Annotated in this window: 18 protein-coding genes; 9 read left to right on the top strand and 9 right to left on the bottom strand. The window is 42.9% G+C overall.

Annotated elements, in window-relative coordinates:
- Positions 1-197: 197 nt before the first annotated feature.
- The 3 genes from ACO1R6_RS22980 to ACO1R6_RS22970 form a co-directional block, all read right to left on the bottom strand.
- Complete coding sequence (locus tag ACO1R6_RS22980) at positions 198-716, bottom strand: hypothetical protein (RefSeq protein WP_486267728.1); 519 nt, start codon at positions 714-716, stop codon at positions 198-200.
- A 317-nt stretch (positions 717-1,033) separates the two neighbouring features.
- The gene (dprA, locus tag ACO1R6_RS22975; protein ID WP_486267726.1) at positions 1,034-2,155 is read right to left on the bottom strand and encodes a DNA-processing protein DprA; all 1,122 of its coding nucleotides are present in this window, start codon (positions 2,153-2,155) and stop codon (positions 1,034-1,036) included.
- A 120-nt stretch (positions 2,156-2,275) separates the two neighbouring features.
- The gene (locus tag ACO1R6_RS22970; RefSeq protein WP_486267724.1) at positions 2,276-2,614 is read right to left on the bottom strand and encodes a MerR family transcriptional regulator; all 339 of its coding nucleotides are present in this window, start codon (positions 2,612-2,614) and stop codon (positions 2,276-2,278) included.
- A gap of 212 nt (positions 2,615-2,826) precedes the next feature.
- On the opposite strand from ACO1R6_RS22970, the gene alaS reads away from it, so the two are divergent.
- The 3 genes from alaS to ACO1R6_RS22955 all read left to right on the top strand — a co-directional run bounded on the left by alaS (position 2,827) and on the right by ACO1R6_RS22955 (position 8,357).
- Complete coding sequence (gene alaS / locus ACO1R6_RS22965) at positions 2,827-5,556, top strand: alanine--tRNA ligase (RefSeq protein ID WP_486267722.1); 2,730 nt, start codon at positions 2,827-2,829, stop codon at positions 5,554-5,556.
- Between the two features lie 113 nt (positions 5,557-5,669).
- The gene (gene gatB / locus ACO1R6_RS22960; RefSeq protein ID WP_486267720.1) at positions 5,670-7,130 is read left to right on the top strand and encodes an Asp-tRNA(Asn)/Glu-tRNA(Gln) amidotransferase subunit GatB; all 1,461 of its coding nucleotides are present in this window, start codon (positions 5,670-5,672) and stop codon (positions 7,128-7,130) included.
- A gap of 99 nt (positions 7,131-7,229) precedes the next feature.
- A complete protein-coding gene (locus ACO1R6_RS22955) occupies positions 7,230-8,357 on the top strand; it encodes a redoxin domain-containing protein (protein WP_486267718.1) in 1,128 nt (375 codons plus the stop codon).
- Positions 8,358-8,815: 458 nt separating this feature from the next.
- On the opposite strand, the gene ACO1R6_RS22950 is transcribed toward ACO1R6_RS22955, so the two are convergent.
- The 3 genes from ACO1R6_RS22950 to ACO1R6_RS22940 form a co-directional block, all read right to left on the bottom strand.
- A complete protein-coding gene (locus ACO1R6_RS22950; protein ID WP_486267716.1) occupies positions 8,816-9,385 on the bottom strand; it encodes a hypothetical protein in 570 nt (189 codons plus the stop codon).
- Positions 9,386-9,388: 3 nt separating this feature from the next.
- Positions 9,389-9,913 (bottom strand): acyl-CoA thioesterase, encoded by a 525-nt coding sequence (locus ACO1R6_RS22945; protein ID WP_486267714.1) that lies wholly within the window; start codon positions 9,911-9,913, stop codon positions 9,389-9,391.
- Positions 9,914-10,097: 184 nt separating this feature from the next.
- On the bottom strand, positions 10,098-10,751 hold the full coding sequence (locus ACO1R6_RS22940; RefSeq protein WP_486267712.1) for a protein-L-isoaspartate(D-aspartate) O-methyltransferase: 654 nt from the start codon (positions 10,749-10,751) through the stop codon (positions 10,098-10,100).
- Positions 10,752-11,083: 332 nt separating this feature from the next.
- Between ACO1R6_RS22940 and ACO1R6_RS22935 the strand changes: the two genes are divergently transcribed.
- A complete protein-coding gene (locus ACO1R6_RS22935; protein ID WP_486267710.1) occupies positions 11,084-11,668 on the top strand; it encodes a riboflavin synthase in 585 nt (194 codons plus the stop codon).
- A 101-nt stretch (positions 11,669-11,769) separates the two neighbouring features.
- Here ACO1R6_RS22935 and ACO1R6_RS22930 read toward each other — a convergent pair whose 3' ends face one another.
- The 3 genes from ACO1R6_RS22930 to hemF all read right to left on the bottom strand — a co-directional run bounded on the left by ACO1R6_RS22930 (position 11,770) and on the right by hemF (position 13,643).
- Positions 11,770-12,036 carry a hypothetical protein gene (locus ACO1R6_RS22930; RefSeq protein ID WP_486267708.1) on the bottom strand — a complete coding sequence of 89 codons (267 nt, stop codon included), beginning with the start codon at positions 12,034-12,036 and terminating at the stop codon, positions 11,770-11,772.
- A gap of 120 nt (positions 12,037-12,156) precedes the next feature.
- Complete coding sequence (locus ACO1R6_RS22925; protein ID WP_486267706.1) at positions 12,157-12,741, bottom strand: phosphatase PAP2 family protein; 585 nt, start codon at positions 12,739-12,741, stop codon at positions 12,157-12,159.
- A 2-nt stretch (positions 12,742-12,743) separates the two neighbouring features.
- On the bottom strand, positions 12,744-13,643 hold the full coding sequence (hemF, locus tag ACO1R6_RS22920; RefSeq protein WP_486267704.1) for an oxygen-dependent coproporphyrinogen oxidase: 900 nt from the start codon (positions 13,641-13,643) through the stop codon (positions 12,744-12,746).
- A 441-nt stretch (positions 13,644-14,084) separates the two neighbouring features.
- Between hemF and ACO1R6_RS22915 the strand changes: the two genes are divergently transcribed.
- The 5 genes from ACO1R6_RS22915 (at position 14,085) to ACO1R6_RS22895 (ending at position 22,677) form a co-directional block, all read left to right on the top strand.
- Positions 14,085-14,699, top strand: a complete 615-nt coding sequence (locus ACO1R6_RS22915) for an RNA polymerase sigma factor (protein WP_486267702.1) — start codon at positions 14,085-14,087, stop codon at positions 14,697-14,699.
- A 399-nt stretch (positions 14,700-15,098) separates the two neighbouring features.
- Complete coding sequence (locus ACO1R6_RS22910; RefSeq protein ID WP_486267700.1) at positions 15,099-16,214, top strand: FecR family protein; 1,116 nt, start codon at positions 15,099-15,101, stop codon at positions 16,212-16,214.
- 70 nt (positions 16,215-16,284) lie between these two features.
- Entirely contained in the window at positions 16,285-19,608 is a 3,324-nt protein-coding gene (locus ACO1R6_RS22905; RefSeq protein WP_486267698.1) for a SusC/RagA family TonB-linked outer membrane protein, read from the top strand.
- Between the two features lie 30 nt (positions 19,609-19,638).
- Positions 19,639-21,267, top strand: coding sequence for a RagB/SusD family nutrient uptake outer membrane protein (locus tag ACO1R6_RS22900; protein WP_486267696.1), 1,629 nt, complete (start codon positions 19,639-19,641; stop codon positions 21,265-21,267).
- Between the two features lie 63 nt (positions 21,268-21,330).
- Positions 21,331-22,677: a polysaccharide pyruvyl transferase family protein gene (locus tag ACO1R6_RS22895; protein WP_486267694.1), complete on the top strand. Its 1,347-nt coding sequence runs from the start codon at positions 21,331-21,333 to the stop codon at positions 22,675-22,677.
- Positions 22,678-22,701 lie beyond the last annotated feature (24 nt).

The following is a 22,701-nucleotide window of genomic DNA, read 5'->3' as shown; positions in this document are numbered from 1 at the left end:
TTTTTACTCCAGCGGCAGAGGAAGAAATCAGGCCAATAGCTGCATTGGATAGCCCTTGTGCCAAATTTTCTATCAGAATATATTTCTGAATCTCTAGCTGATGTAAAGAATGGCCGGAATCTTTTTTACTGAGCAAATCTTTTATAACATACTTGGCTAAGGCACGCTTTGGTATGCTTTAAATGTTATCTAAAATTTTATGACATTGCCCATAAAGTAAATATTAAATTATTGAACATATGTTTAGGTGGTTCTATGAGCATGCTTGTTCTCTGCCTCTGAAACTTTATTCTAAACCTATCGCTCGAGTATACCGACGTAATTTCTTCTACTTGCTGTGCTGAAATTTCAAACTTTAAATTTTCATTGTCTAATTCTAAAAAATTACCTGAATAAGGTAGTAATCTAAACTGGTCTACTTTATAATCATATTCATTCATGTTAAGAATCAAAGTAACTTTATTAGTTTCACCAACTTCAACAAAAGTGTTTCCTATAAGATAAAGTGCAATTGCGCTAGCTAAACCGGATAGAAGTGGTAAAATACTGCCTAATAGTAAATAAGTTAATATACAATCTAAAAGAGTGAACTGAGCAATTTCTGAAATGTAATTTCCAATAAAGATAAACATCCAGATTAAAGTAAATAATACCATTGAGCCATTAACAGCTTTATAGTATAATTTTCTTTTTTCATCTATTATCTCTACTATCATTTCCTTTAGATTATGGTTAACTTAACTATATCTTCTTAAGAATATATATCTACTGCAAACTTCCTCATAATATTATACATTAAATAGACAGGCATTACAAAAATTTTACTCGGCCGTATAGATTGGAAGATAAATCGTAACTAACCCAAATATTCGCCCGGTTAGAAGTCGTGAAATTAGGCAAGTTAATAAATTTACTTATCAAAGGCAGGTATAATTCCCAGCAATATTTTCGGTCTATCAGGGAACAGGATAGGCCGAGGAGAATTAAAACCCACTACTTATAACGTAAAATGTACCACATAAAACCTAAAATCTTACAACAACTGGTATTTTTTCCCGGGTAAAGCTTTAATAACACCTTTAAATTCCAGGCCTAACAGGAGGGAGGCAACTTGGCTAATGGCTACCCGGGCTTTCCAGCAAATATTGTCAATGACTTCTTCGTTGGTTTCCTGCAGCACCTGAATAATGCGGTATTCTTCCGGCGAAAAATCACTTTCGGGGTATTTATTTTGAGAGAATAAAGAAAGACTGCGCCCCACGCCCATGTTTTCCAAATCCCAGTTCAGGAGTTCTTCTAAATCGCGGAGGTTTGTGTACATGGCTGCTTTGTTCGTTTTAATGAGCATATTGCAACCTTCCGAAACCGGTGCATTAATATTGCCCGGCACGGCCATTACATCTTTATTATAGCTGTGCGCAATGTCGGCGGTAATCAGGGCCCCGCCTTTTATGGCGGCTTCCACTACAATGGTGGCATCGGCTAAACCGGCAATAATCCGGTTGCGGGCCGGAAAACGGGGTGCATCGGGTTTGGTGCCAAACGGATTTTCGGTGAGCAAGCCACCGTTTTGTATCATTTTTTCGGCTATTTTCCGGTGCACCGCCGGATAAATAATATCTAAACCGCTGGCCATTACGCCCACAGTTGGTAAGTTGGCCTGTATAGCCGCCCGGTGAGCCGTTATATCTATGCCGTAAGCAAGTCCGCTTAATATTAATACATTGTGCTTGGCCAGGTCCTGTACAATTTTTTCGGTTACTTCTTTGCCGTACGGGGTACATTGGCGGGTACCCACTATACTTATTATTTTGGCATGATTTAAATTGGCCGTACCCCGGTAGTAAAGCAGCGGAGGAGCATCGGCAATTTGTTTTAAACGAGTAGGAAAATCGGGCTGGGTATAAAACAGGATTTGGGCTTCTTCTTTTTCGGCTTGTTTCAGAATGGCCTCGGCCTGGGTTAAATAATTTTTACTTATAATATTTTTTACGTGGGTTTGCCCAATACCCGGAATTTTAAGGAGTTTGCCGGGTGGCGTAGAAAATACCTGTTGCGCCGAACCACAATAGCTTACCAGATGGCGGGTAAGGGTACCGCCAATGCCCGGCAATAAATTAATCGCCACCTCGTAAAGCCGCGACTCCTTACCCATGCCGTAACTTTAATAAATAAAAATTTATAACTGAATAGCTCAGGTCTGGCCGCATAAACCTAATTATTTTTGGTTTGTGCCTAAACCATACGCAAATATCCTTCCGAAAGATACTTTCCTTTAGTCTAACTGGTTTTTAATGCTGATCAAAAAATTACGTACTTTCTCCAGCGACTGAATTACTTCAAATTTATCTTTGGTTTGGGGGCCTTTGTTTTTAAGAACTTCACGCGCACCCTGAATGGTAAAACCACGCTCTTTTACCAGGTGGTACACAATGCGCAGGTTTTCAATATCTTTGGGCGTAAATAAACGATTGCCTTTTTTGCTCTTTTTAGGCTTAAGCACTTCAAATTCTGTTTCCCAGAACCTAATCAAAGACGGCGCTACGTCAAACATGGCGGCCACTTCTCCAATACTATAATACTGTTTCTCTATTTCTCGTTCTTTAAAAGGCATACTGGCAGATTAACTATTTAGCGATGCCGGCAAATTTTTCGGACCGGCAGGCATTTAATTTAAACAGATATTACAGTTTATTTTAAAATATGCTACTTTTGCCCTTAGTCCGAAAACGGGCAACCTTTACATTAAATAAAATACAATAATTCGCTAATTTTTTAAGATTTCCAAAGAAGCCGATTTTGTATTTTAAAGATAGAAAAGTATTTATGACTGCAGCAGACATACGGCAAAAATTTTTAGACTTTTTCGCTTCCAAAGGCCACCATGTTGTGCCTTCGGCACCCATTGTGGTAAAAGACGACCCGACCCTGATGTTTACCAACGCGGGTATGAACCAGTTTAAGGATTATTTTTTGGGTAACAAACCCGCCCCGTATGCCCGCGTAGCCGACACGCAAAAATGTTTACGCGTATCGGGTAAGCACAACGACTTAGAGGAGGTTGGTTACGATACCTACCACCACACCATGTTCGAGATGTTGGGCAACTGGTCGTTTGGCGATTATTTTAAACAAGATGCCCTGGATTGGGCTTGGGAATTGCTTACCAAAGTGTACGGCTTACCCCAAGATAGACTGTACGTGAGTGTTTTTGGCGGCGACGAAAAAGATAATTTACCTCCCGACGAAGATGCCTTTAACATCTGGAAAAAAATATTAGGCGGCAAAGACCGCATTCTGTTTGGTTCTAAGAAAGATAATTTCTGGGAAATGGGCGATACCGGCCCGTGCGGCCCTTGCTCCGAAATTCACATTGATTTACGCTCCGAAGAAGAAATTGCCCAAAAATCGGGTTACGAGTTGGTAAACAACGACCACCCGCAGGTAGTGGAAATCTGGAACAATGTATTTATGGAGTTTAACCGCCTGGCCGACGGCTCTTTGGTAAAGCTGCCGGCCCAGCACGTAGATACCGGTATGGGTTTCGAGCGGTTGTGCATGGCCATCCAGCAAAAAAGATCGAACTACGATACCGATGTGTTTCAGCCGCTGATCCAGTTTATTTCCGCTGAAGCCGGTTATACCTACGGCACCGACGAAAAGAAAGACATTGCCACCCGCGTATTAGCCGACCACATTCGGGCCATTGCTTTTACCATTGCCGATGGCCAGTTGCCTTCTAACAACAAAGCCGGTTACGTAATCCGGCGCATATTGCGGCGGGCGGTGCGTTATGCGTTTACTTTCCTTAACTTTAAAAAGACTTTTTTACATAAATTGGTACCAGTTTTAGCTGACCAGTTACAAACCGTTTTCCCGGAACTCAAAGCCCAGCAAAACTTTGTGGTGCGGGTAATTGAAGAAGAAGAACTAAGCTTTTTGCGGACATTAGAGAATGGCTTAAAACGGCTGGATAATTTAGAAGAAGAATATAAATTATTTTCTAAAAACGATCCTTGGGATGACTTTCCAGAAGATGGAGTTGCAGGAAATTCTGAGTATGCAGTTTGGATGAATCGGCAAAATCGTTATAGAACAATTTCAGGTAAAACTGCTTTTGAATTATATGATACCTTTGGTTTTCCTATTGACTTAACCGCTTTAATTGCGAAAGAAAAAGGAATGCTTTTAGATGAAGAAGGCTTTAAGCTGGAAATGCAGGAGCAAAAAAAACGGTCGCGGCAGGCAGCGCAAGCCGAGCAAAGTGATTGGGTAATTCTGAACGACGAAGCCGAAACTACTTTTATTGGTTACGACCAGGTTACCGCCAGCGCCCAGATTATTAAGTACCGGCAGGTAAAAACCAAAAATAAAACCGAGTACCACCTGGTACTGGACCAAACGCCTTTTTACGCCGAGAGCGGCGGTCAGGTAGGCGACACCGGCTTTTTAGAATCGACTTTAAGCCAGGTGCGCGTACTGGATACCCGGAAAGAAAACGACCTGATTATTCATATCACCTACGATTTGCCCGAAGATGTGGCGGCAACTTTTACCTGTAAGGTAGATACTGCCCGCCGCGCTTTAATCCAGAAAAACCACTCGGCTACGCACTTGCTGCACGCCGCTTTAAAGCAAGTACTGGGCGAGCACGTAAACCAGAAGGGTTCTTTGGTAAACGAAAAATTATTACGTTTCGACTTTTCGCATTTTACCAAAGTAACCGACGACCAGTTGCGCGAGGTAGAAAATATTGTGAACGAGCATATCCGGAAAAATATTCCTTTAAACGAACAGCGCCACGTACCCATTGCCGAAGCCAAAGCTATGGGCGCCATGGCTTTGTTCGGCGAAAAGTACGGCGACTTGGTGCGGGTAATTACCTTTGATAAAGATTTTTCGGTGGAGCTTTGCGGCGGTATTCACGTATCCAACACCGGCGAAATAGGATTTTTTAAAATAGTATCGGAGAGCTCGGTAGCTGCCGGGGTGCGCCGCATCGAGGCCTTAACCGCTATTTCGGCCGAAGAATACGTGCAGGAGCAATTGCAGCAACTGGCCGCCGTAAAAGAACTGGTAGGTCAGCAAGGCAACCTAAACAAGAATATTGAACGCCTGCTCGAAGAAAACAGCCAGTTAAAAAAACAATTGGAAAGCTTTGAATTAAAAGGGCTCACTACGCAAAAGAACAGCCTGATTAATAATGCCCGGAAAATAAATGACCTTACTTTAATTGCGGCCAAAGCCGAAGTAAGCACTGCAGATTACCTGAAAAAACTAGCCTTTGATATCCGGAATGCCATTCCGGAAAATTTGGTTTTGGTTTTAACCGCCGAAATTGACAGCAAACCCCAGTTAGCGGTAATGTTATCGGATAATTTAGCTGCCGGCGGTAGTTTAAACGCAGTAGCCTTGGTTAAAGAACTGGCTAAAGAAATAAAAGGCGGCGGCGGCGGGCAACCGTTTTACGCTACAGCGGGCGGTAAAGATGTGGCGGGCTTAGGCGCTATTCCGGTCAAAGCCGAAGAATTAATAGCCAAAGCAGTTAGCGTTTAAAAATATATTATTGTTGTCGGGATATACTTGCTCCTTTAAAAAATATCCCGGCGGCCAAAACAGAAAAGCAAAAGCCACATAAGGCTATTTAAATTAACATAAATTATCCCCCCATGGATAAAGAAATTTTAGACAAATACCAACCCATTATTGGTTTAGAAGTACACGCGCAGTTACTTACCAACAGTAAAGCCTTTGCCGCCGATACTACGGAATATGGTTCTTTGCCTAACACCAATATCAGCGCCATTACTTTGGGGCATCCGGGTACTTTGCCGCGGCTAAACAAACAAGCGGTAGATTATGCCATAAAAATGGGATTGGCCACCAATTGCCAGATTACGCGCCAGAATATTTTTGCCCGGAAAAATTATTTCTATCCCGATCTACCAAAAGGTTATCAGATTACGCAGGATAAAACCCCGATTTGCCAAAAAGGCCACGTAGATATTTTACTGGCCGATGATACCGAGAAGCAAATTGGTATTACCCGCATTCACATGGAAGAAGATGCCGGTAAATCGATGCACCTGGCTGGCGAAACCGAAACTTTGGTAGATTTTAACCGGGCGGGCGTACCTTTAATTGAGATTGTATCGGAGCCGGATATTCACAATTCGGATGAGGCTTATGCTTACTTGGTAGAAATTAAAAAGCTGGTGCGCTACCTTGATATTTGCGACGGCAACATGGAAGAAGGCTCTCTGCGCTGCGATGCCAACGTATCGGTAATGCTGAAAGGTGCCGATAAATTTGGCACCAAGGTAGAGGTAAAAAACATGAACTCTTTCCGGAATGTGCAGCGCGCTATTGACCACGAAATTGAGCGGCAGATTGCCATGCTCGAAGCCGGTGAAATTATTGAGTCGGAAACCCGGGGTTTTGATGCGAATACCGGCCTTACCTCCGGTCAGCGCTCAAAAGAATCGATGAACGATTACCGGTATTTTCCGGAGCCAGACTTAACACCGCTGGTAATTTCGGATGAGTGGCTAAACCGCATCCAAAGCCAGATGCCCAGCTTGCCGCACGAGTTGTACGCCCGGTTTACGAAAGAATTTGGTTTACCCGAGTACGATGCCAACGTTTTAACCGATACTAAAGAAATAGCCGAATATTTTAACCTGGTTTGCGAACACACCACCAATTACAAAGCCGCATCTAACTGGGTAATGGGTCCGGTAAAATCGCACCTGAACGAAATGGCCCTGCACGTATCGGAGTTCCGGCTGCAGCCTAACCAGATTGCCGAAATTATTTCGCTGGTAGATAGTAACCAAGTAAGCCACACGGCCGCATCGCGCAATATTTTTCCGCACCTGATTCAGAACCCGGACAAAACTGCCTTAGCTGCTGCCGAAGAACTTAACTTAATTCAGGAATCCGACGACAACGCTTTGGCTGGTTTTATTGACCAGGTGTTGGAAAACAACCCGAAAAAAGTAGCCGAGTACAAAGCCGGTAAAACTTCTTTGGTGGGCATGTTTATGGGCGAAATCATGAAACTTACCAAAGGCAAAGCCGACCCTAAAGCCACAAATAAATTGCTGCAGGAGAAACTAAAAGCCTTGTAAAAGCCTTGTTTGCTTGAGTTTAAAGCTAACCTGAATAATAAATTTCTATTTTTACAGTTGGTTATTACGTTGGCTCCGGGCATTTAAATAAGTATAATAATGAGTAGTAAATATTTTTTGGCGCTGGCCATTACGTTTGGCGTATTAAGTGGTTGTAATAAAATCGGGTCGAAGAACGATGCGGCGCAAGATGGTTTTACCATTGAGGGAAAGCTGCAAAACGCGACGCCCGGCAATATTTACCTGAGCGAATTAGGCGAGCAACAGTTTGTAATGCGGGATACCGCCCAGGTGAGCAGCGAAGGTACTTTTACTTTTACCGGCAAGGCCGAAGAGCCGGGTATTTATCGCATATCGCTGAACGACCAAAACATGATGTTACTGGTAATTGATACCCAACGGATTGAAGTAGCCGGCGATGCAAAAGATTTGCGCAATACCTTTAGCGTTAAAGGTTCTAAAGAATCGACGCAACTAAAAGGCATTTTAACCCAGATGGATAAAATGCAGGCGGCGGCGGGTAGGTTGCAGCAGCGTTTTGCCACGGCGCAAAATGCCGGGCATGCCGATTCGCTACCGGTTTTGCAAAACCAATTCATGGATTTACAAAAGCAAAATGCCCAAGCCATTAAGCAGCTTATCCGGAATAATCCCAAATCCGTTGTTTCGGCTTTTGCCACGCTTAGCTTATTAAACCCCGACGAAGATTTCTCTTTTGCCGATAGTATGTCGGTGGTATTTAATAAAGAAATTCCTAATTCTCAATATACAAAAGCTTTAAGCTCACGGCTGGGCCCTTTGCGCAATTTAGCGGTGGGGCAAGCCGCACCAGACATAAACTTACCCGCTCCCGACGGCAGTTCAGTGGCTTTATCGTCGTTGCGCGGTAAATACGTTTTAATCGATTTCTGGGCGAGTTGGTGTGGACCTTGTCGGCAGGAAAACCCCAACGTAGTGCGCATGTATAACCAGTACAAAGATAAAGGTTTTGAAATTTACGGCGTTTCGCTGGATGAGTCGAAGGAGAAATGGTTAAAAGCCATTGCTGCCGATAAGCTTACCTGGCCGCATGTTTCGGACCTGAAAGGCTGGGAGAGTAGCGCCGCCAAGCTGTATAGTGTAACGGCCATTCCGCAAACTTTGCTGCTGGATAAAGAAGGAAAAATTATTGCCAAAAACCTGCGGGGACCTTCATTAGAAGAAAAACTGGCTTCTTTACTGAAGTAATAAATTTGACGTTAAGCAATAAAAAAGCGCTTGCTACTCAATAGCAAGCGCTTTTTTATTTGAACCTGTTTTGTATTTTGGCAATGGTATTACCGTTTGCCCTTGACGTGTGTTTTTACCGGCAAGTAGTCGGGCAAAAGCTAAATAATTGGAGGTGATAACACCACCAATGGCAGCGGTTCCTACTATTTAATAAAACCCCGAGCTGGCACAAGTTTAGCGAAGTGTAACTTGTGTCTAGAAGTTAAGGCCAGTTTTCAACTGGCAGGAAGTGAAAAAACTTCCTTTTATAACAACACACCGGCTACAAGCTGGCGCGAGCAAACGTGAATTATTCTAAAATATTTCTTAGCCTGACGGGTATGATGAAAACACCACCAATGGCAACGGTTCCTACTATTTTCTAAAACACTAAACAAGTTCTTTGTTTAGTACCTAAAGATAGTACAATATCATAGTTATTTTACAAAAATGGCTTGTAAGCCGCTCCACAGCATTTTCTTGCGGTTTACATCATTTTCAATATTCTCCAGCGGATCAATAATTAAAAGCGGTGTATCGCCAATACCGGCCGGTTTGTAGGGATTAATTTTAAATCCAGAAGCCAGATCTAATAAGCCGTTACCAAAAGCTACTACTTGTTTTACTTGCGTAGCTTTAGATAAATCAAATAAATTTAGTTTAGAAGCGGGCTGTAAATTTACATAAACCACGTCGGCGGGCGTACGGCCAATGGCAGCTAATATTTTAGTTAAAAAGTTATTCCGGGGCAACGCTTCAAATTCGGCCGGAAGTACTGAAAAAATTAAAGCCAGGCCTTGCCGGTTCTCTCCGGCCAGAATAAATTTTTTAGCCGAAGTGGTGTCACCATTAACCGGTTCTTCATCAGGCATTACCGGCACCGGTATTGATTTAGGAGCCACCGGAGTTGGTTCCTGGGCTTTTACAGCCGTTCCTTTTTCCGGAATAATAAATAAATTCTCGGAATAAAATTGCTGGTAAAACGGAAGTAATTCTGTTTCCGACACGGTTTATAGTTGGTCCAGTTTAAAAATAGATCTTAATTCTACGGCATCTTCGGGTTTCATGCGGCCGGCCAAGACCAACCGTAATTGCCGCCGCCGCAAGGCGCCATCGTATAAACTAATTTCTTCTTCCGTTTCGGGTATAGCTTCGGGCACATCAATGGGGTTGCCCGACTGATCTACCGCGACAAAGGTTAAAAATGCTTCGTTCGATTTTACCCGGGTACCAGACGGAATATCTTCGGCCCATACGTTTACGTGTACTTCCATCGATGAATTGAAAGCGCGGGTAACCTGGGCTTCCATGGTAACCACATTGCCTAATTTAATGCTGGTTTTAAAGGAAACGTTGTCGACGGAGGCAGTTACCACAATGCGGTTGGAGTGCTTTTGCGCCGAAATAGCCGAAACGATATCGAGCCAATGCATCATGCGCCCACCCATTAAATTATTTAGGGTATTGGTATCGTTAGGTAAAACCAGTTCCGTCATGGTAGTGAAGGAGGTCTTAACACTTTTTTGTTTTTTCATGCAGGTATTTAAATCCGGTAAACAAAGGTAAGCCTTAAAACCAATGTTCCAGCGGCCCATGCTTAAATTATTAGAGGTAGGCGGGCTAACTATTTTATTAGTTTAGAATTTCAGCCGTTATATGAGTTTTGTAAAAAATAAATCAGAACAAAATATTTCAGAATAAAAATTAAAATAAAGTTGGTTATAAATTCCAGCCGGATTTACCCAATAATGGCACAAATTTAAAATTATCCAGTTCTTCGCGGGTAAATTCGTCGGCGTTTACCCGGGTTACTTTTACCATTTTCTGGTTATTAGCGTCGCCTACCGGAATAACCAAAATACCGCCTACTTTTAACTGGGAAAGTAAATTTTTAGGAATATTAGGCGCCCCCGCGGTAACCAATATTTTATCGAAGGGTGCGTGCGCAGGCAAACCCAGCGAGCCATCGCCCTGGAATATTTTAGGACTCAAATTCATAGCTTTAAAAAAATGAGCGCCCCGGTTAAATAATACTTTGTTATACTCAATGGTATACACATGGGGAGTAATTTTTAAAAGCACCCAACATTGGTAACCCGAGCCGGTACCTATTTCCAGTACTTTATCGGTGGGTTTAAGCTCCAGCAGTTCGGTTTGGTAAGCTACCGTATAAGGCTGCGAAATGGTTTGGCCTTCTCCAATCGGAAAAGCTTTGTCCTGGTAAGCATGCTCCATAAAAGCTTTTTCGAAGAAAAAATGCCGGGGTATTTCTGCAATGGCTTGTAGTACCCGCTCGTCGCGGATGCTTTTTGCCCGCAGTAACTTTACCAAGGCATTGCGCTGGCCTTTGTGTTTGTAGCTATCGGTGTACATGGTTCGGGAATAAATAAAACTATTTTAAACCTGGCTAACTTACGGGCCTAGCATTATTTTACGAAATATATAGGCCAACCAGATAAAACCAGGGCGCGAAATTAACAACTTAGCCCGAAAGATTCTAAGCAGATTAAGGTAAACTGCGCACTACCCATTAAGCGGATATAATAATTAAGCTATTACAATTGCCGGAAAATGCGGCAGGAGGAGGGGGCTTACCTCTTCAGGAGTTAATTTATTACCCTTACTCTAAAATATTTAATTTAATTTTACGCTTAAATAACAGTTCAACATTTGAGTCTGAATTTTAATTATAAATAAAAGAGACAATGTTTACCGGCATAATAGAAGCAGCGGGTACGCTACTGGCAGTACAGACAGAAGGCACCAATAAACATTTTACCTTTACCTGCCCTTTTGTAAAAGAATTAAAAATAGACCAAAGTTTGGCCCACAACGGTGTTTGCTTAACGGTGGTAAATATTCAGGAAACAACTTACACGGTTACGGCCATTCAGGAAACTTTGCATAAAACAAATTTAAATTATTTGCAAATCAACGACGAAGTAAACCTGGAGCGGTGTATGACAGCCAACGGCCGCTTTGATGGGCACGTGGTGCAAGGGCACGTAGACCAGATTGCTACTTGTACTGCCGTAGAAGACCAAAATGGCAGCTGGCTTTTTACGTTTAGTTATGAACCTGGCTCCGGCCATGTTACTGTCGAGAAAGGATCGATTTGTGTTAACGGTATTAGTTTAACGGTGGTAAATTCGCAGGTCAATCGTTTTTCGGTAGCCATTATTCCGTATACTTACGAACACACCAACCTAAAAGCTGTTAAGCCCGGCAGTATTGTAAATCTGGAGTTTGATATAATCGGGAAATACGTAGCCCGGTTATTGGGAAAATAAAATTTTTAGACTTTATATTAAAGCAAATTTAGCCGGAAGAATTACTAAAAATGTAAGGCGCTTTTAGTAATTCTTCCGGCTAAATAGTATAATTAAAAAATTTAGTCGCGGTTTACCAGTTTATTAAAATTGCTTTTGGGATCATGCAGCAAAGCCAGTTTGCTGTGCTCAAATTCTTTAAAGAAATCCTCCCAGCTTATTTCTTCAAAACTGTCGTCGTTGTCGCTTTTAGCCGGAAAATGGATGCGCAATAAACCTTCGCCTTTGCCTTTTTTGTCGGTTCCTTTTATAATGGCCGGTACGCCGCCGTGACTTTCGGCCCATTCTTTAATTTCTTTCTGATCGGTGGTTTTCTTCGATTCGCTCATAGCTTTATGCTGGTTTTAATTTCCTTTAAAAGCATACGCACGAAGTAAAATAATGTAAACAGGATTTTAGATTTTGTTTACACCGCTGAACGGAAGGGCCAATCAGCCAAAAAGACCCAGTTAACTGTTTTCGGTTTTGACCGGGTAATATTTTTGCACCACCCAATGGTATAACCAGCCAAACAGGTAACCCAAACCAAGCCCCAATAGTGCGCCGCCCAAAATATCGCCGGGGTAATGAACACCCAGGTAAATGCGGCTATAAGAAATTGTAATGGCCCAGATAAATAAAAAGGATTTAAAATAGAAGTACCGCTTATCCAGAATCATGGCGGCAATCATGGCTAAACCAAAGGTGTTGGCCGCGTGCGAAGATACAAACCCAAACTGGCCGCCGCACCGGTCAATAATCACAATCAGTTCGGCTAAACTGGCATCGTGACAAGGCCGTAAGCGCCCCACCAGAGGTTTGATTACGGCTGCCGAGATGGTATCAGCCGCTACAATGGTTAAAATAATGGTTAATAATTTTAATACACTTCGGCGCCGGAAGGTATAAATCAGGTAAAAAATAAGAAACGCATACAACGGAAACCAGAACTTCCGCTCCGAAATGGTAATCATAAAGGCATCCCAAAAAGGACTTTGGTGCCCATTAAGCGCAACAAACAAGCTGCGGTCTAGTTCTTGCAGGTTTTCCAGCACAATTATTTTAAGTTAACCCAATCTATATTTTTTTTCAGATAACCCAAAGTCTGGGCTTCGGCCGAATCTGGGGCAGGCGCGAAATTATATTCCCAGGCAGCCAGCGCCGGTAAACTCATCAGGATAGATTCGGTGCGGCCACCGGTTTCCAGGCCAAACTTGGTACCCCGGTCAAAAGCTAAATTAAACTCTACGTAACGGCCCCGGCGGAGCAATTGCCATTGTTTTTCTTCCGGGGTATAGGGCAAGTTGCGGTTCTGATTTACAATGTGGGTGTAAACGGGAGCAAACGTTTCGGCAACTGATTTTACAAAAGCAAACCGCTCCTGAATATTTATTGTTGCATTGGCTTGTAACCGGTCGAAAAATATGCCGCCTACGCCCCGCGTTTCCTGCCGGTGTGGCAAGTAAAAATAATCGTCGGCCCATTTTTTAAAATCGGGGTAATAACTGGCGTGATGCTGGTCGCAGGCTGTTTTAAGGTTTTGGTGAAAATAGACCGCTTGTTCGGGCACTACGTAAATAGGCGTGAGATCAATGCCGCCGCCAAACCATGCTTCGCCGTTGCCGGCTTCAAAATACCGTACGTTCATGTGAATAATGGGTACCTGCGGGTTTTCGGGGTGCAGCACTACTGATACCCCGGTGGCAAAAAAATTAGGGTCCGGCAGCAACAAGGCGCGGGCCGCCGGCTCCGACAAAGTACCGGTAACCGCTGAGAAAAGGACGCCGCCTTTTTCGAGTACCTGGCCTTTTTGAATAATCCGGGTCCGGCCACCACCACCGCCATCTTCTTTCGTCCAGGCATCTTCGGTAAAATATGCCCCACCATCGCAGGTTTCCAGAGCGTGGCACAAATTATCCTGAAAAGTCCGGAACCAGGCTTCTACTTCTTCTCTCATAGTTCTATTTTTCTTGGGCTACAAATTTAGCCGATAATTGCGGGTAATCAATTAAAGCCGTTATTTCTTCGTTGGCCCTTGGTTGGTATTTTCTTTAATTAAAAAGTATAACCACATTTCAAATCATTTATACAAATAAAGAATGTAACACTTTAAAAAAGACCTATCAGCTGTTAAGAACGGCTAGCATCATGTCTGATTTATACGTAGCTAATAAATAAGCTGTAAACGCCAACCTCTAACTGGCTGTTGCTTTAAGTATAAGACTAGAAAATAAAATGCTGCCAAATGTTTTAAAGTAGCTGCTGCTATAGGTAAGCTACTGGCCGAGTAAATTTTATCTTTTGCTAAAATTGCTCGCCTGGTTAAGTAGGAGTGAATAGGTTTTGTATTTATATTAATTTCTTTTAATTTGAAGGAGTAAGCAACTTAATTTAAACCATGCCGCTCACCGACCAGGTTGACGAACAATTGATTTGGCATAATTTCCGGAACGGAGATGAGAAGGCATACGCTAATTTATTTAGCTCTTACTTTCAGCCGCTTTACCAATACGGATTAAATATTCACCCGGACCCTAGTTTGGTAAAAGATTGCCTGCAGGAATTATTTATTAAAATATGGCGGCTAAAAGAGAATTTAATTCAGCCGACTTCGGTACAAGGTTATTTGCAAACGTCCTTGCGCCGCACCATACTAACCGAACTGGCCCGGAAGCATTACAAATTACATAACCATTTAGCCGAAGATTATCATTTTGAGGTGGTTCTGTCGCATGAGTGGCAATTGATAAATAAGCAGGTAAGCGAAGAACGCTTGTTAAACCTGGAGCAAGCCCTGAAAAAACTAACCAAACGCCAGCGCGATGCCATTCATTTAAAGTTTTTTGGTAAATTAAGCTACGAAGAAATTGCCGAAATTATGGAGCTGAATGTTCGGTCGGTATATAATTTAATATCCAAAGCGTTAGATATTCTTTACCAGGAGATAAAGCAATACAACGATTTACAAGCCATTATTGCCTTATTATTGGGTAGTTCCTTCGTCACCGCCTGATTTAAGAAGAACTTAATATGCGTCAGAGAATATCAATATTAAGTTTTATGCATTCTGCTATTTAATAGTAATAAGTGCGCATTTTAATAAAAATTTAGGCATCAAGGTTTGCCGCAGAAGCTCAAAGTAATGGATAGAACTTTCAAGCAGCATTGCCGCACCTTTAATCATGCGTACTTCTAATTTTTACCTGGTATGGGTATGTCGGAAAGTTGGCAACTGTTAAAATTATAATATAAATATTATATTGTTTAATTTTTACTAATCGTTTATTTATTCATTTACAATAAAGATAATTGTTGGTGATTTTAAAAAAAATTTAGTGAAGTATTGGTAAAGCGCTGGTCTTTAAGGTAGAGGCAAAAATAATTTATTAACCTCTGGTAAGTGAAAGCCCGCATGAAATACCAAGATTATAGCAAGAAAGACTTTATCCTCGACGAGCGCTTTCAGGAGTGGGTATTTAATCCGGAATCAGATAATAATTTATTCTGGATTAATTTTATGCGCCAAAACCCTAAAAAGGAAAAAACATTACATGAAGCGCGACAGGCAGTTTTAGAGCTTTATGCAATTGGCCAGAAAAAAGAAATAAAATCAGAGCCAGCTCAGCTAAATTTAAATATTTCGGCACCGGGAGCCGCCGAGATGGCTGCCATCTGGGAAAATATAGCACTAGCCACCCACCAGCCAGCAAAATTTGCAGCATCTGTATTAACTACTCAGAAAAGCCGTTTCGGAGCTCCTTTTCTGATTTGGGCCCGGATTGCGGCGGCTGTAGTTCTTTTAATAGCCGTAAGTTTCGTTTTCTGGAGCCGGACTGCCCACCAGGGAACTAGCAGTTACGTAACCTTTGCCACCACCTACGGCGAAGTCAAAAAAATAACTTTACCCGATAATTCTACTGTTTTCCTGAATGCTAATTCAAAACTGGTTATTCCTGCAAACTGGTCTGAACAGTTAGAAAGGCAAGTACAATTAACCGGAGAAGCTTTCTTTAAAGTGGTGCATACCCAAAATCACCTGCCTTTTAAAGTAAGTTTTGCGCACAAGGCCCAGGTGCAGGTGCTGGGCACTGAGTTTACCATAACCGACCGGCCAACTTTAAGCCGGGTAATTTTAACGCAGGGCAAGGTTAAAGTTGGTTTAGCTGCCGAAGGAGAAAACCCGGCGGGCGACTACCAAAGCCAAGCTGTAATGGTGCCGGGCGAAATGGTAGAAATAAATTTCAGAGAAAATAAATTAACTAAAGCACAAATCCAGAATGCCCACATATTTGCTGCTTTCACCCAGAATAAAATTGAATTTAATAATACGCCACTAGCCGAAGTAGCGCGGGTTTTAGAAGATAATTACGGGTATAAAGTAACTTTTGTGCCTGCCACCCTCGCAGAAAAACGCTTTACCAGTTCCAGTCCGGGTAACCGGATTGATTTACTTTTATTTGCCTTGGAAAAATCTTTTAACCTGCAGGTTACCCAAAGAGGGAAAAATATTACTATTAAAGCCAAATAAACCAGGCCGGCCAAGCCGGTTTATGCGGTTAATGTCTGCCATACAAGTATTCACCACAAATTTAAAATTTATGTTACACGTATTACACCCTTTTAAATGGCTGTTCCTGGCCTTTGTCTGTATGGGCAGTTTACCGCCGGCACAGGGGCAAATTTTAGCCGCATTCCATAAAACCCAAAGTCCTAAAGAAACAACCGGCAAAAAAAAGCACGTTAAAGCTTTAGTAACTATTTTAGCCGAGGTAAAAGCGCATCACGGCGTAAATTTTCATTACGATAGCGAATTATTGGCTCCACAGGAAGGGAATGCCAGTATTCTGGAAGAAAATAAAGGCAATCTGGATCTTGCTTTAACCAAATTGCTGGAGCCTTTAAAACTTACTTACATTAAAGCCAGCACCGATTCTTACATTATTGTACCACTTCCTAAATCAGCTGCGCAGCCGGCTACAATTAACCAGCACACTAAAGTAGCCGAGATGGGTATCTCAGGAAAAGTAAGTGATGCCAATGGTGAGCCTTTGCCGGGTGTTACGGTTATATTAAAAGGCAGCTCAATTGGTACTACCACAGCTACTGATGGTACTTATTCCTTAGCTATTCCAGATGCACCGGGCACTTTGGTGGTTTCTTTTATTGGCTATGTTACAAAAGAAATTCCGGTTAGCCGGGCCGGCACTTTTAATATTGTGCTGGAACCCGATGCCAAAGCACTAGAAGAAGTAGTGGTGGTAGGGTATGGTACCCAATCGAAAAGAAATGTAACGGGCGCAGTGAGCAAGGTTGATTTAACGCAAACCGAAACTTTTACCAATACCAATGTAGCCCAGGCCATGCGGGGCAGGGTAGCGGGGGTGCAGTTTACCGACAATGGCCGGCCCGGCCAGAATGGTAACATTGTGGTAAGGGGCAGCCGTTCTTTAACGGCCGGTAATAATCCGCTGGTGGTATTAGATGGTATTATTTTCGGCGGTAATTTATCGGATATTAACCCCGGTGATATAGAGTCGATGGAAGTATTAAAAGACGCCAGCGCGGCGGCTATTTACGGTTCCAGGGCGGCAAATGGCGTAATATTGGTAACTTCTAAAAAAGGCAAAACCGAAAAACCCAGCATTCGTGCAAATACTTTTTACGGATTATCAGACTGGAGCTATAAAACCAAGTTGCTGAGCCCCGAAAGATACGTAGAAATGCTTTTGGACTGGCGCGAACAAAGTGGTTTACCTGCCGATCCGGCCAAGATAGAAGAATATTTGCAGGTATCGGAAGTAGAAAATTACCGCAACAACCGCACCGTAGATCCTTGGGATGCTATTTCGCAGCAAGGTAAAATTGCTTCTTACGATGTAAATATTTCGGGCCGCAGCGAAAAAACCAATTACTTTATTTCCGGGGCTTATGCCGATGAGAAGGGCTTAATTTACAACGATAATTTTAATCGCTTATCGCTCCGCACCAATATCGAAAATACAGTTGCCAACTGGCTGACCATTGGTATCAATTCTAATTACAGTCGCCGCAACCTATCCGGAACCGAAGCCAATATCAGCAATGCTTATAAAGTAAGCCCGTTTGGTACCATGTATTATCCCGATGGTACTCCCACCCGGTACGTGGTTCCCGAAGAAACTTTGTCGGCTAACCCCATGCGTACGGCTCTGTTAACCCAAAACGAAGAAATCTATAATAATTTATTCGCCAATTTCTACACAATTATTACGGCACCGTTTCTCGAAGGGCTGAGCTACCGCTTAAATTTTTCGCCTAATTATCGGTGGCAAAATACTTATAACTTTATAAAGCAAGATATTAACTTAAATTTTAATAATACCGAGGCCAGCAAATTTAACCGCCAGGATTATAGTTGGGTTTGGGAAAATATTATAACCTACAACAAGCAAATAAATCAAAACCACGCCGTAGATGTAACCCTGCTGTATGGCCAGAACCATAGCCAGTACGAAAGTACCACTGCCCGGGCCGAGCAATTAGCCAATGCTACTAATGGCTGGAACGACTTAGCTTTGGGCTTCTTGCAAACGAATACATCTACGGGGCAGGCCTCCGACGGGGTTTCGTCCATGTTTAGGTTAAACTACCGCTTAATGGATAAGTATTTAGCCACCTTTACAGTGCGGCGCGACGGCAGCTCGGTATTTGCCAAAAACAATAAGTTTGCTACTTTTCCATCGGTTGCCCTAGCCTGGATTGCCTCGGAAGAGCCTTTTTTACAGGATTTAACATTTTTAAATAACCTTAAACTGCGGCTTTCTTACGGAGCGGTAGGTAACCAGGCCATTGCACCTTACCAATCTTTAAGCTTAGCCAGCACTACCCAGTACGTTTTTGGCGATGGCGGTTCTACTTCTACGGGCATTTATCCGTCCAGTATGGCCAATCCCAATCTTAAATGGGAAACCACCAAAACCGCCAATGCTGCCCTCGACTTCGATTTATTTAACAACCGGCTGGGCGGTACCATTGAGGTGTATAATATGAATACCAGCGATTTAATTGTAGAACGCTTGATTCCGGCCATGACGGGTTTTAGCCGCGTGTATTCTAATCTGGGCGCAACGAACAACAAAGGCATCGAAATCAGCCTGAATAGTTTAAACGTAACAGCCGGTAAATTTGAGTGGAGCAGCAACCTGGCTTTTTCAACCAACAAAAGCAAAATAGTACACCTGTATAATTCCGATACGAACAACGACGGCAAAGAAGACGATGATTTAGGCAATAAATGGATTATTGGTCAGCCGGTAAGTGTAGCCTACGATTTTGTTTTTGACGGCATTTACCAGGAAGGCGATGATTTGCCTACGGGCTATAAACCGGGTTTTGTGCGCCTCAAAGATTTAAACAACGACGGCAAAATTGATGCCGCCAACGACCGGGCAGTAATCGGACAGTTAGACCCTAAGCACCGCTGGGGCCTAACCAATACCTTTAAGTACGGTAATCTTTCTTTAACTTTATTTGTAAATGCCATGACCGGCTGGACCAGAGGCATCAACAACCTCGATTTTACCGGTAGCTCTTTGGGCCAGAATTATCCGGGCCGGCCCGTAAATTTACTGGATGCCGGCTGGTGGACACCGGAAAACAAATCGAATACCCGGCCTTCTTTGCTTTACACCAATCCATTTTTGCACAGCTATTATGTAAGCCGCGATTTTGTGCGCCTGCAGGATGTTTCTTTGGCTTATGAATTTCCAAAAAGTATGCTAAATGCGCTAAAACTAAGTAACCTGCGGGTTTATTTAAGCGGCAAAAACCTGTACACCATTACCAACTGGATTGGCCCCGATCCCGAGAGTGGTTATAATTCCCAAAGTTCTTATTACCCAACGCCCCGCACCTTTACGGTGGGGTTAAACTTAGGCTTTTAAGAAATTTCACCGGCATTAAATTAATCTAACATGAAAAGATACTTAATCAAAATATCGCTTTTCTCTTGCTTAATTACTTTCCAGGCCTGCGACCTGGAACTGGAAGAAATTCCTGTTTCGGATTTATCAAACGAAGGTGTTTTGCGCGACTCTATTGGCTTTGAAGCTTATATTATTGGTTTACACCAGGCCGCCCGCGACGAGTTTACCAATACCGACGGTATAAACCATAATTTTAATATGCACTTTGGTACCGATATTGCCACTACCGGCAGCGAAACTATTGCGCCTTTCCGGAATTACCAGACGTTTTTAACGCCCAACCAGGTGGTGGTAAACTTTTACTGGAACTGGGCATACCAGAAAATGATTTTACGGGCAAATACCATTATTGAGTACATTAATAAACCCGAAGCCGCCGGTTATTACAAAAAAGAGGCCAGCCGTAATGCTGTTTTGGCCGAAGCTAGATTTTTCCGGGCTTATGCATATAATGTACTGGCCAATTTGTACGGCGGGGTGCCCATAGTAGACCAGGTGTATGCCGTGCCCAAAACCGATTTTGTGCGTAGCACCCGTCAGGAAGTATATGAATTTGCAAAAGAAGATTTAGAATTTGCAAATAAATGGCTGCCCCAAACGGTAGATAAAGCCAAAGAAGGTCGTATTGTGCGAGCAGCGGCCGATCATTTATTAAGTGAGGTTTACCTGAGCCTGGGTCAGAACGACAAAGCCATTGAAGCTGCCAGCCGGGTAATAAATTCAGGTTTGTATAATTTAATGACCAACCGGTTTGGCTCGGTAAGTGATAAACCCGGCGATGTATTTTCAGATTTATTCCGGAACGGCAATCAAAACCGCAGCTCGGGCAACCGCGAAAGCATTTATGTGCTCCAGATAGAAGACCAAACACCCGGCGGGCAAGGTGGTACAGCTGGAAATAACAATTTAAGAGCATGGGGGCCTTTTATTTCTACCTTAAAAGATCCGGCCGGCAAAAATGGTTTTGTGGTTTCGGATAGTTTGGGTAGAGGCGTGGGGTGGGTAAGGCCCAACAATTATTTTAATTACACCATCTGGAAAGAAAATTTTACAAACGACATCCGCAATTCCCGGTTTAATATCCGCCGGTCGTATAAATACAACAACTCGGCCTCGGCCTACTTTAACCAAACCGTAGAAAAAAGAACCAACCGTATAGATACCTTATACCTGATTTATCCCACCATTCGCAAGATTGAAGGCAATGTGCCCAAGAGCGGCGATAACTCAACCGGCCGGGTGTTTACCGATTTGTACGTTTACCGTCTGGCCGAAACATATTTATTGCGCGCCGAGGCTTACCTGAAAAGCGGCAACACCCAAAAAGCCGCTGAAGATCTAAATATAGTCCGGAACCGGGCCAAAGCCAAACCGGTTACCGCCGCCGAAGTAACCCTGGATTATATTCTGGATGAGCGCGCCCGCGAACTTACTGTAGAAGAACCCCGCCGGCGGACTTTGGTGCGCATGGGTAATTTGGTAGAACGGGTAAAAAAATATAATATAAGAGAAGATACCCGCAACAGCATCCAGGATAAACACCTTTTCTTTCCCATTCCGCAATCGGCGATTGATGCCAACTTTAGCGTGCAACTGGAGCAGAACAATGGATATTAATTTATCAGGCATAATCTACTCTTAACTAAAAATAAAATTGTACTAAGTTTTAACGATAGAAAAATGACTTTTAACCGTCGTGATTTTTTATTTAATACCGGGTGTTTATTAGCCGGCAGCATGATTGCACCCCAGGTAGCGGCTGCCATACCCGCTTCTGTTAAGAATTTACGGGCACCCAAAATATTCCTGAAATCGGGTTGGGCAGTGGCTAATATTGGTGATATCGGCCATACGCCCGGTACCCTGCGCATTTTAGAAGAGCACTTACCCGAGGCCGAAGTTACTTTGTGGGCTGCTAATGTAAACCAGGAAGTAGAAGCCATGCTGCGCAAGCGTTTCCCCAAGGTAAAAATTATAAAAGGTAGCCTGCAATTGCCGAATAGTGAAACATTAAACCCGGTAATTATGCAGGAGTTTGCCAACACCGATATGTTTATTTACAACTCGGGCATGCACTTTAATTTTGGATTATTTAACTACGACTGGAACAGCAAGGTAGGCTTGTTAACGCATTTTTTAATTTGCCAGGACATGGGCAAACCCTACGGTTTGTACGGCCACTCATTCGATAAATTTGCCCAACCCAGTCCGTATGTGTTCCGGGAGGTTTTAAATAAAGCAGCTTTTATTTATTGCCGCGACTCCGCCTCTTTGGAATATTTAAAAGAACACAAAGTAAAAGCGCCCATTATGGAATTTGGTCCGGATGGCTGCTTTGGCATTGATACTTTAGATGAACAAAAAGGGCTGGCTTACCTCAAAAAGAATAATTTAAAAGAAAAAGAGTTTTTAACCGTAATTATCCGGAGCCATACGCCTAAACCCAATACCGCGCCTGATACCGCCGATAAACTGAATCCGCCCCAGGCCACACCAGAACAAATTGCCCAGGATAAAGTGCGGTTCGCCAAAATGAATGCTTTAATTACTACTTGGGTGCGCGAAACAAAGAAAAAAGTACTTATTGCCCCCGAGGCTTTTAAAGAAATGGCTGCCGCTAAAACCATGATTTACGACCAGCAACCCGCGGACGTCCAGAAGAATATTATTGTACGGGATACTTTCTGGAATGCCGATGAAGCTTTGTCGGTATATAAGCGGGCGCACACCGTAGTGGGCATGGAACCCCATTCTTTGATTATGGCTTTGGCCGTGGGCGTGCCCATTATGCATACTTGCCCCTTTACCTATGGCAAGAAAGGTTGGATGTTTAAAGATATTGGTCTGGAAGAATGGCTTTTTGATATTGATAAAGCTCCGCAGGAAGCCATTATAAAAACGTTACTGGATATACACCAGAACTACAAAGGTGCCCGGCAAAAAGCTGCCCAGGCCATGGCTTTTGTAAAACAGAGACAAAAAGAAACTATCCAAACGGTAAAGAAAAGCCTGACTGATTTAGGTTGAGCAATAGCTAGAGAAAAATAATTA

The sequence above is a fragment of the Adhaeribacter sp. genome (genome assembly GCF_057359045.1).
This window is presented reverse-complemented; position numbering and strand designations above follow the sequence as displayed.

Coding starts and splice junctions, on each gene's coding strand:
- ACO1R6_RS22980 (WP_486267728.1), bottom strand. CDS start 716: ATGATAGTAGAGATAATAGATGAAAAAAGAAAATTATACTATAAAGCT.
- dprA (WP_486267726.1), bottom strand. CDS start 2,155: ATGGGTAAGGAGTCGCGGCTTTACGAGGTGGCGATTAATTTATTGCCG.
- ACO1R6_RS22970 (WP_486267724.1), bottom strand. CDS start 2,614: ATGCCTTTTAAAGAACGAGAAATAGAGAAACAGTATTATAGTATTGGA.
- alaS (WP_486267722.1), top strand. CDS start 2,827: ATGACTGCAGCAGACATACGGCAAAAATTTTTAGACTTTTTCGCTTCC.
- gatB (WP_486267720.1), top strand. CDS start 5,670: ATGGATAAAGAAATTTTAGACAAATACCAACCCATTATTGGTTTAGAA.
- ACO1R6_RS22955 (WP_486267718.1), top strand. CDS start 7,230: ATGAGTAGTAAATATTTTTTGGCGCTGGCCATTACGTTTGGCGTATTA.
- ACO1R6_RS22945 (WP_486267714.1), bottom strand. CDS start 9,913: ATGAAAAAACAAAAAAGTGTTAAGACCTCCTTCACTACCATGACGGAA.
- ACO1R6_RS22940 (WP_486267712.1), bottom strand. CDS start 10,751: ATGTACACCGATAGCTACAAACACAAAGGCCAGCGCAATGCCTTGGTA.
- ACO1R6_RS22935 (WP_486267710.1), top strand. CDS start 11,084: ATGTTTACCGGCATAATAGAAGCAGCGGGTACGCTACTGGCAGTACAG.
- ACO1R6_RS22930 (WP_486267708.1), bottom strand. CDS start 12,036: ATGAGCGAATCGAAGAAAACCACCGATCAGAAAGAAATTAAAGAATGG.
- hemF (WP_486267704.1), bottom strand. CDS start 13,643: ATGAGAGAAGAAGTAGAAGCCTGGTTCCGGACTTTTCAGGATAATTTG.
- ACO1R6_RS22915 (WP_486267702.1), top strand. CDS start 14,085: ATGCCGCTCACCGACCAGGTTGACGAACAATTGATTTGGCATAATTTC.
- ACO1R6_RS22910 (WP_486267700.1), top strand. CDS start 15,099: ATGAAATACCAAGATTATAGCAAGAAAGACTTTATCCTCGACGAGCGC.
- ACO1R6_RS22905 (WP_486267698.1), top strand. CDS start 16,285: ATGTTACACGTATTACACCCTTTTAAATGGCTGTTCCTGGCCTTTGTC.
- ACO1R6_RS22900 (WP_486267696.1), top strand. CDS start 19,639: ATGAAAAGATACTTAATCAAAATATCGCTTTTCTCTTGCTTAATTACT.
- ACO1R6_RS22895 (WP_486267694.1), top strand. CDS start 21,331: ATGACTTTTAACCGTCGTGATTTTTTATTTAATACCGGGTGTTTATTA.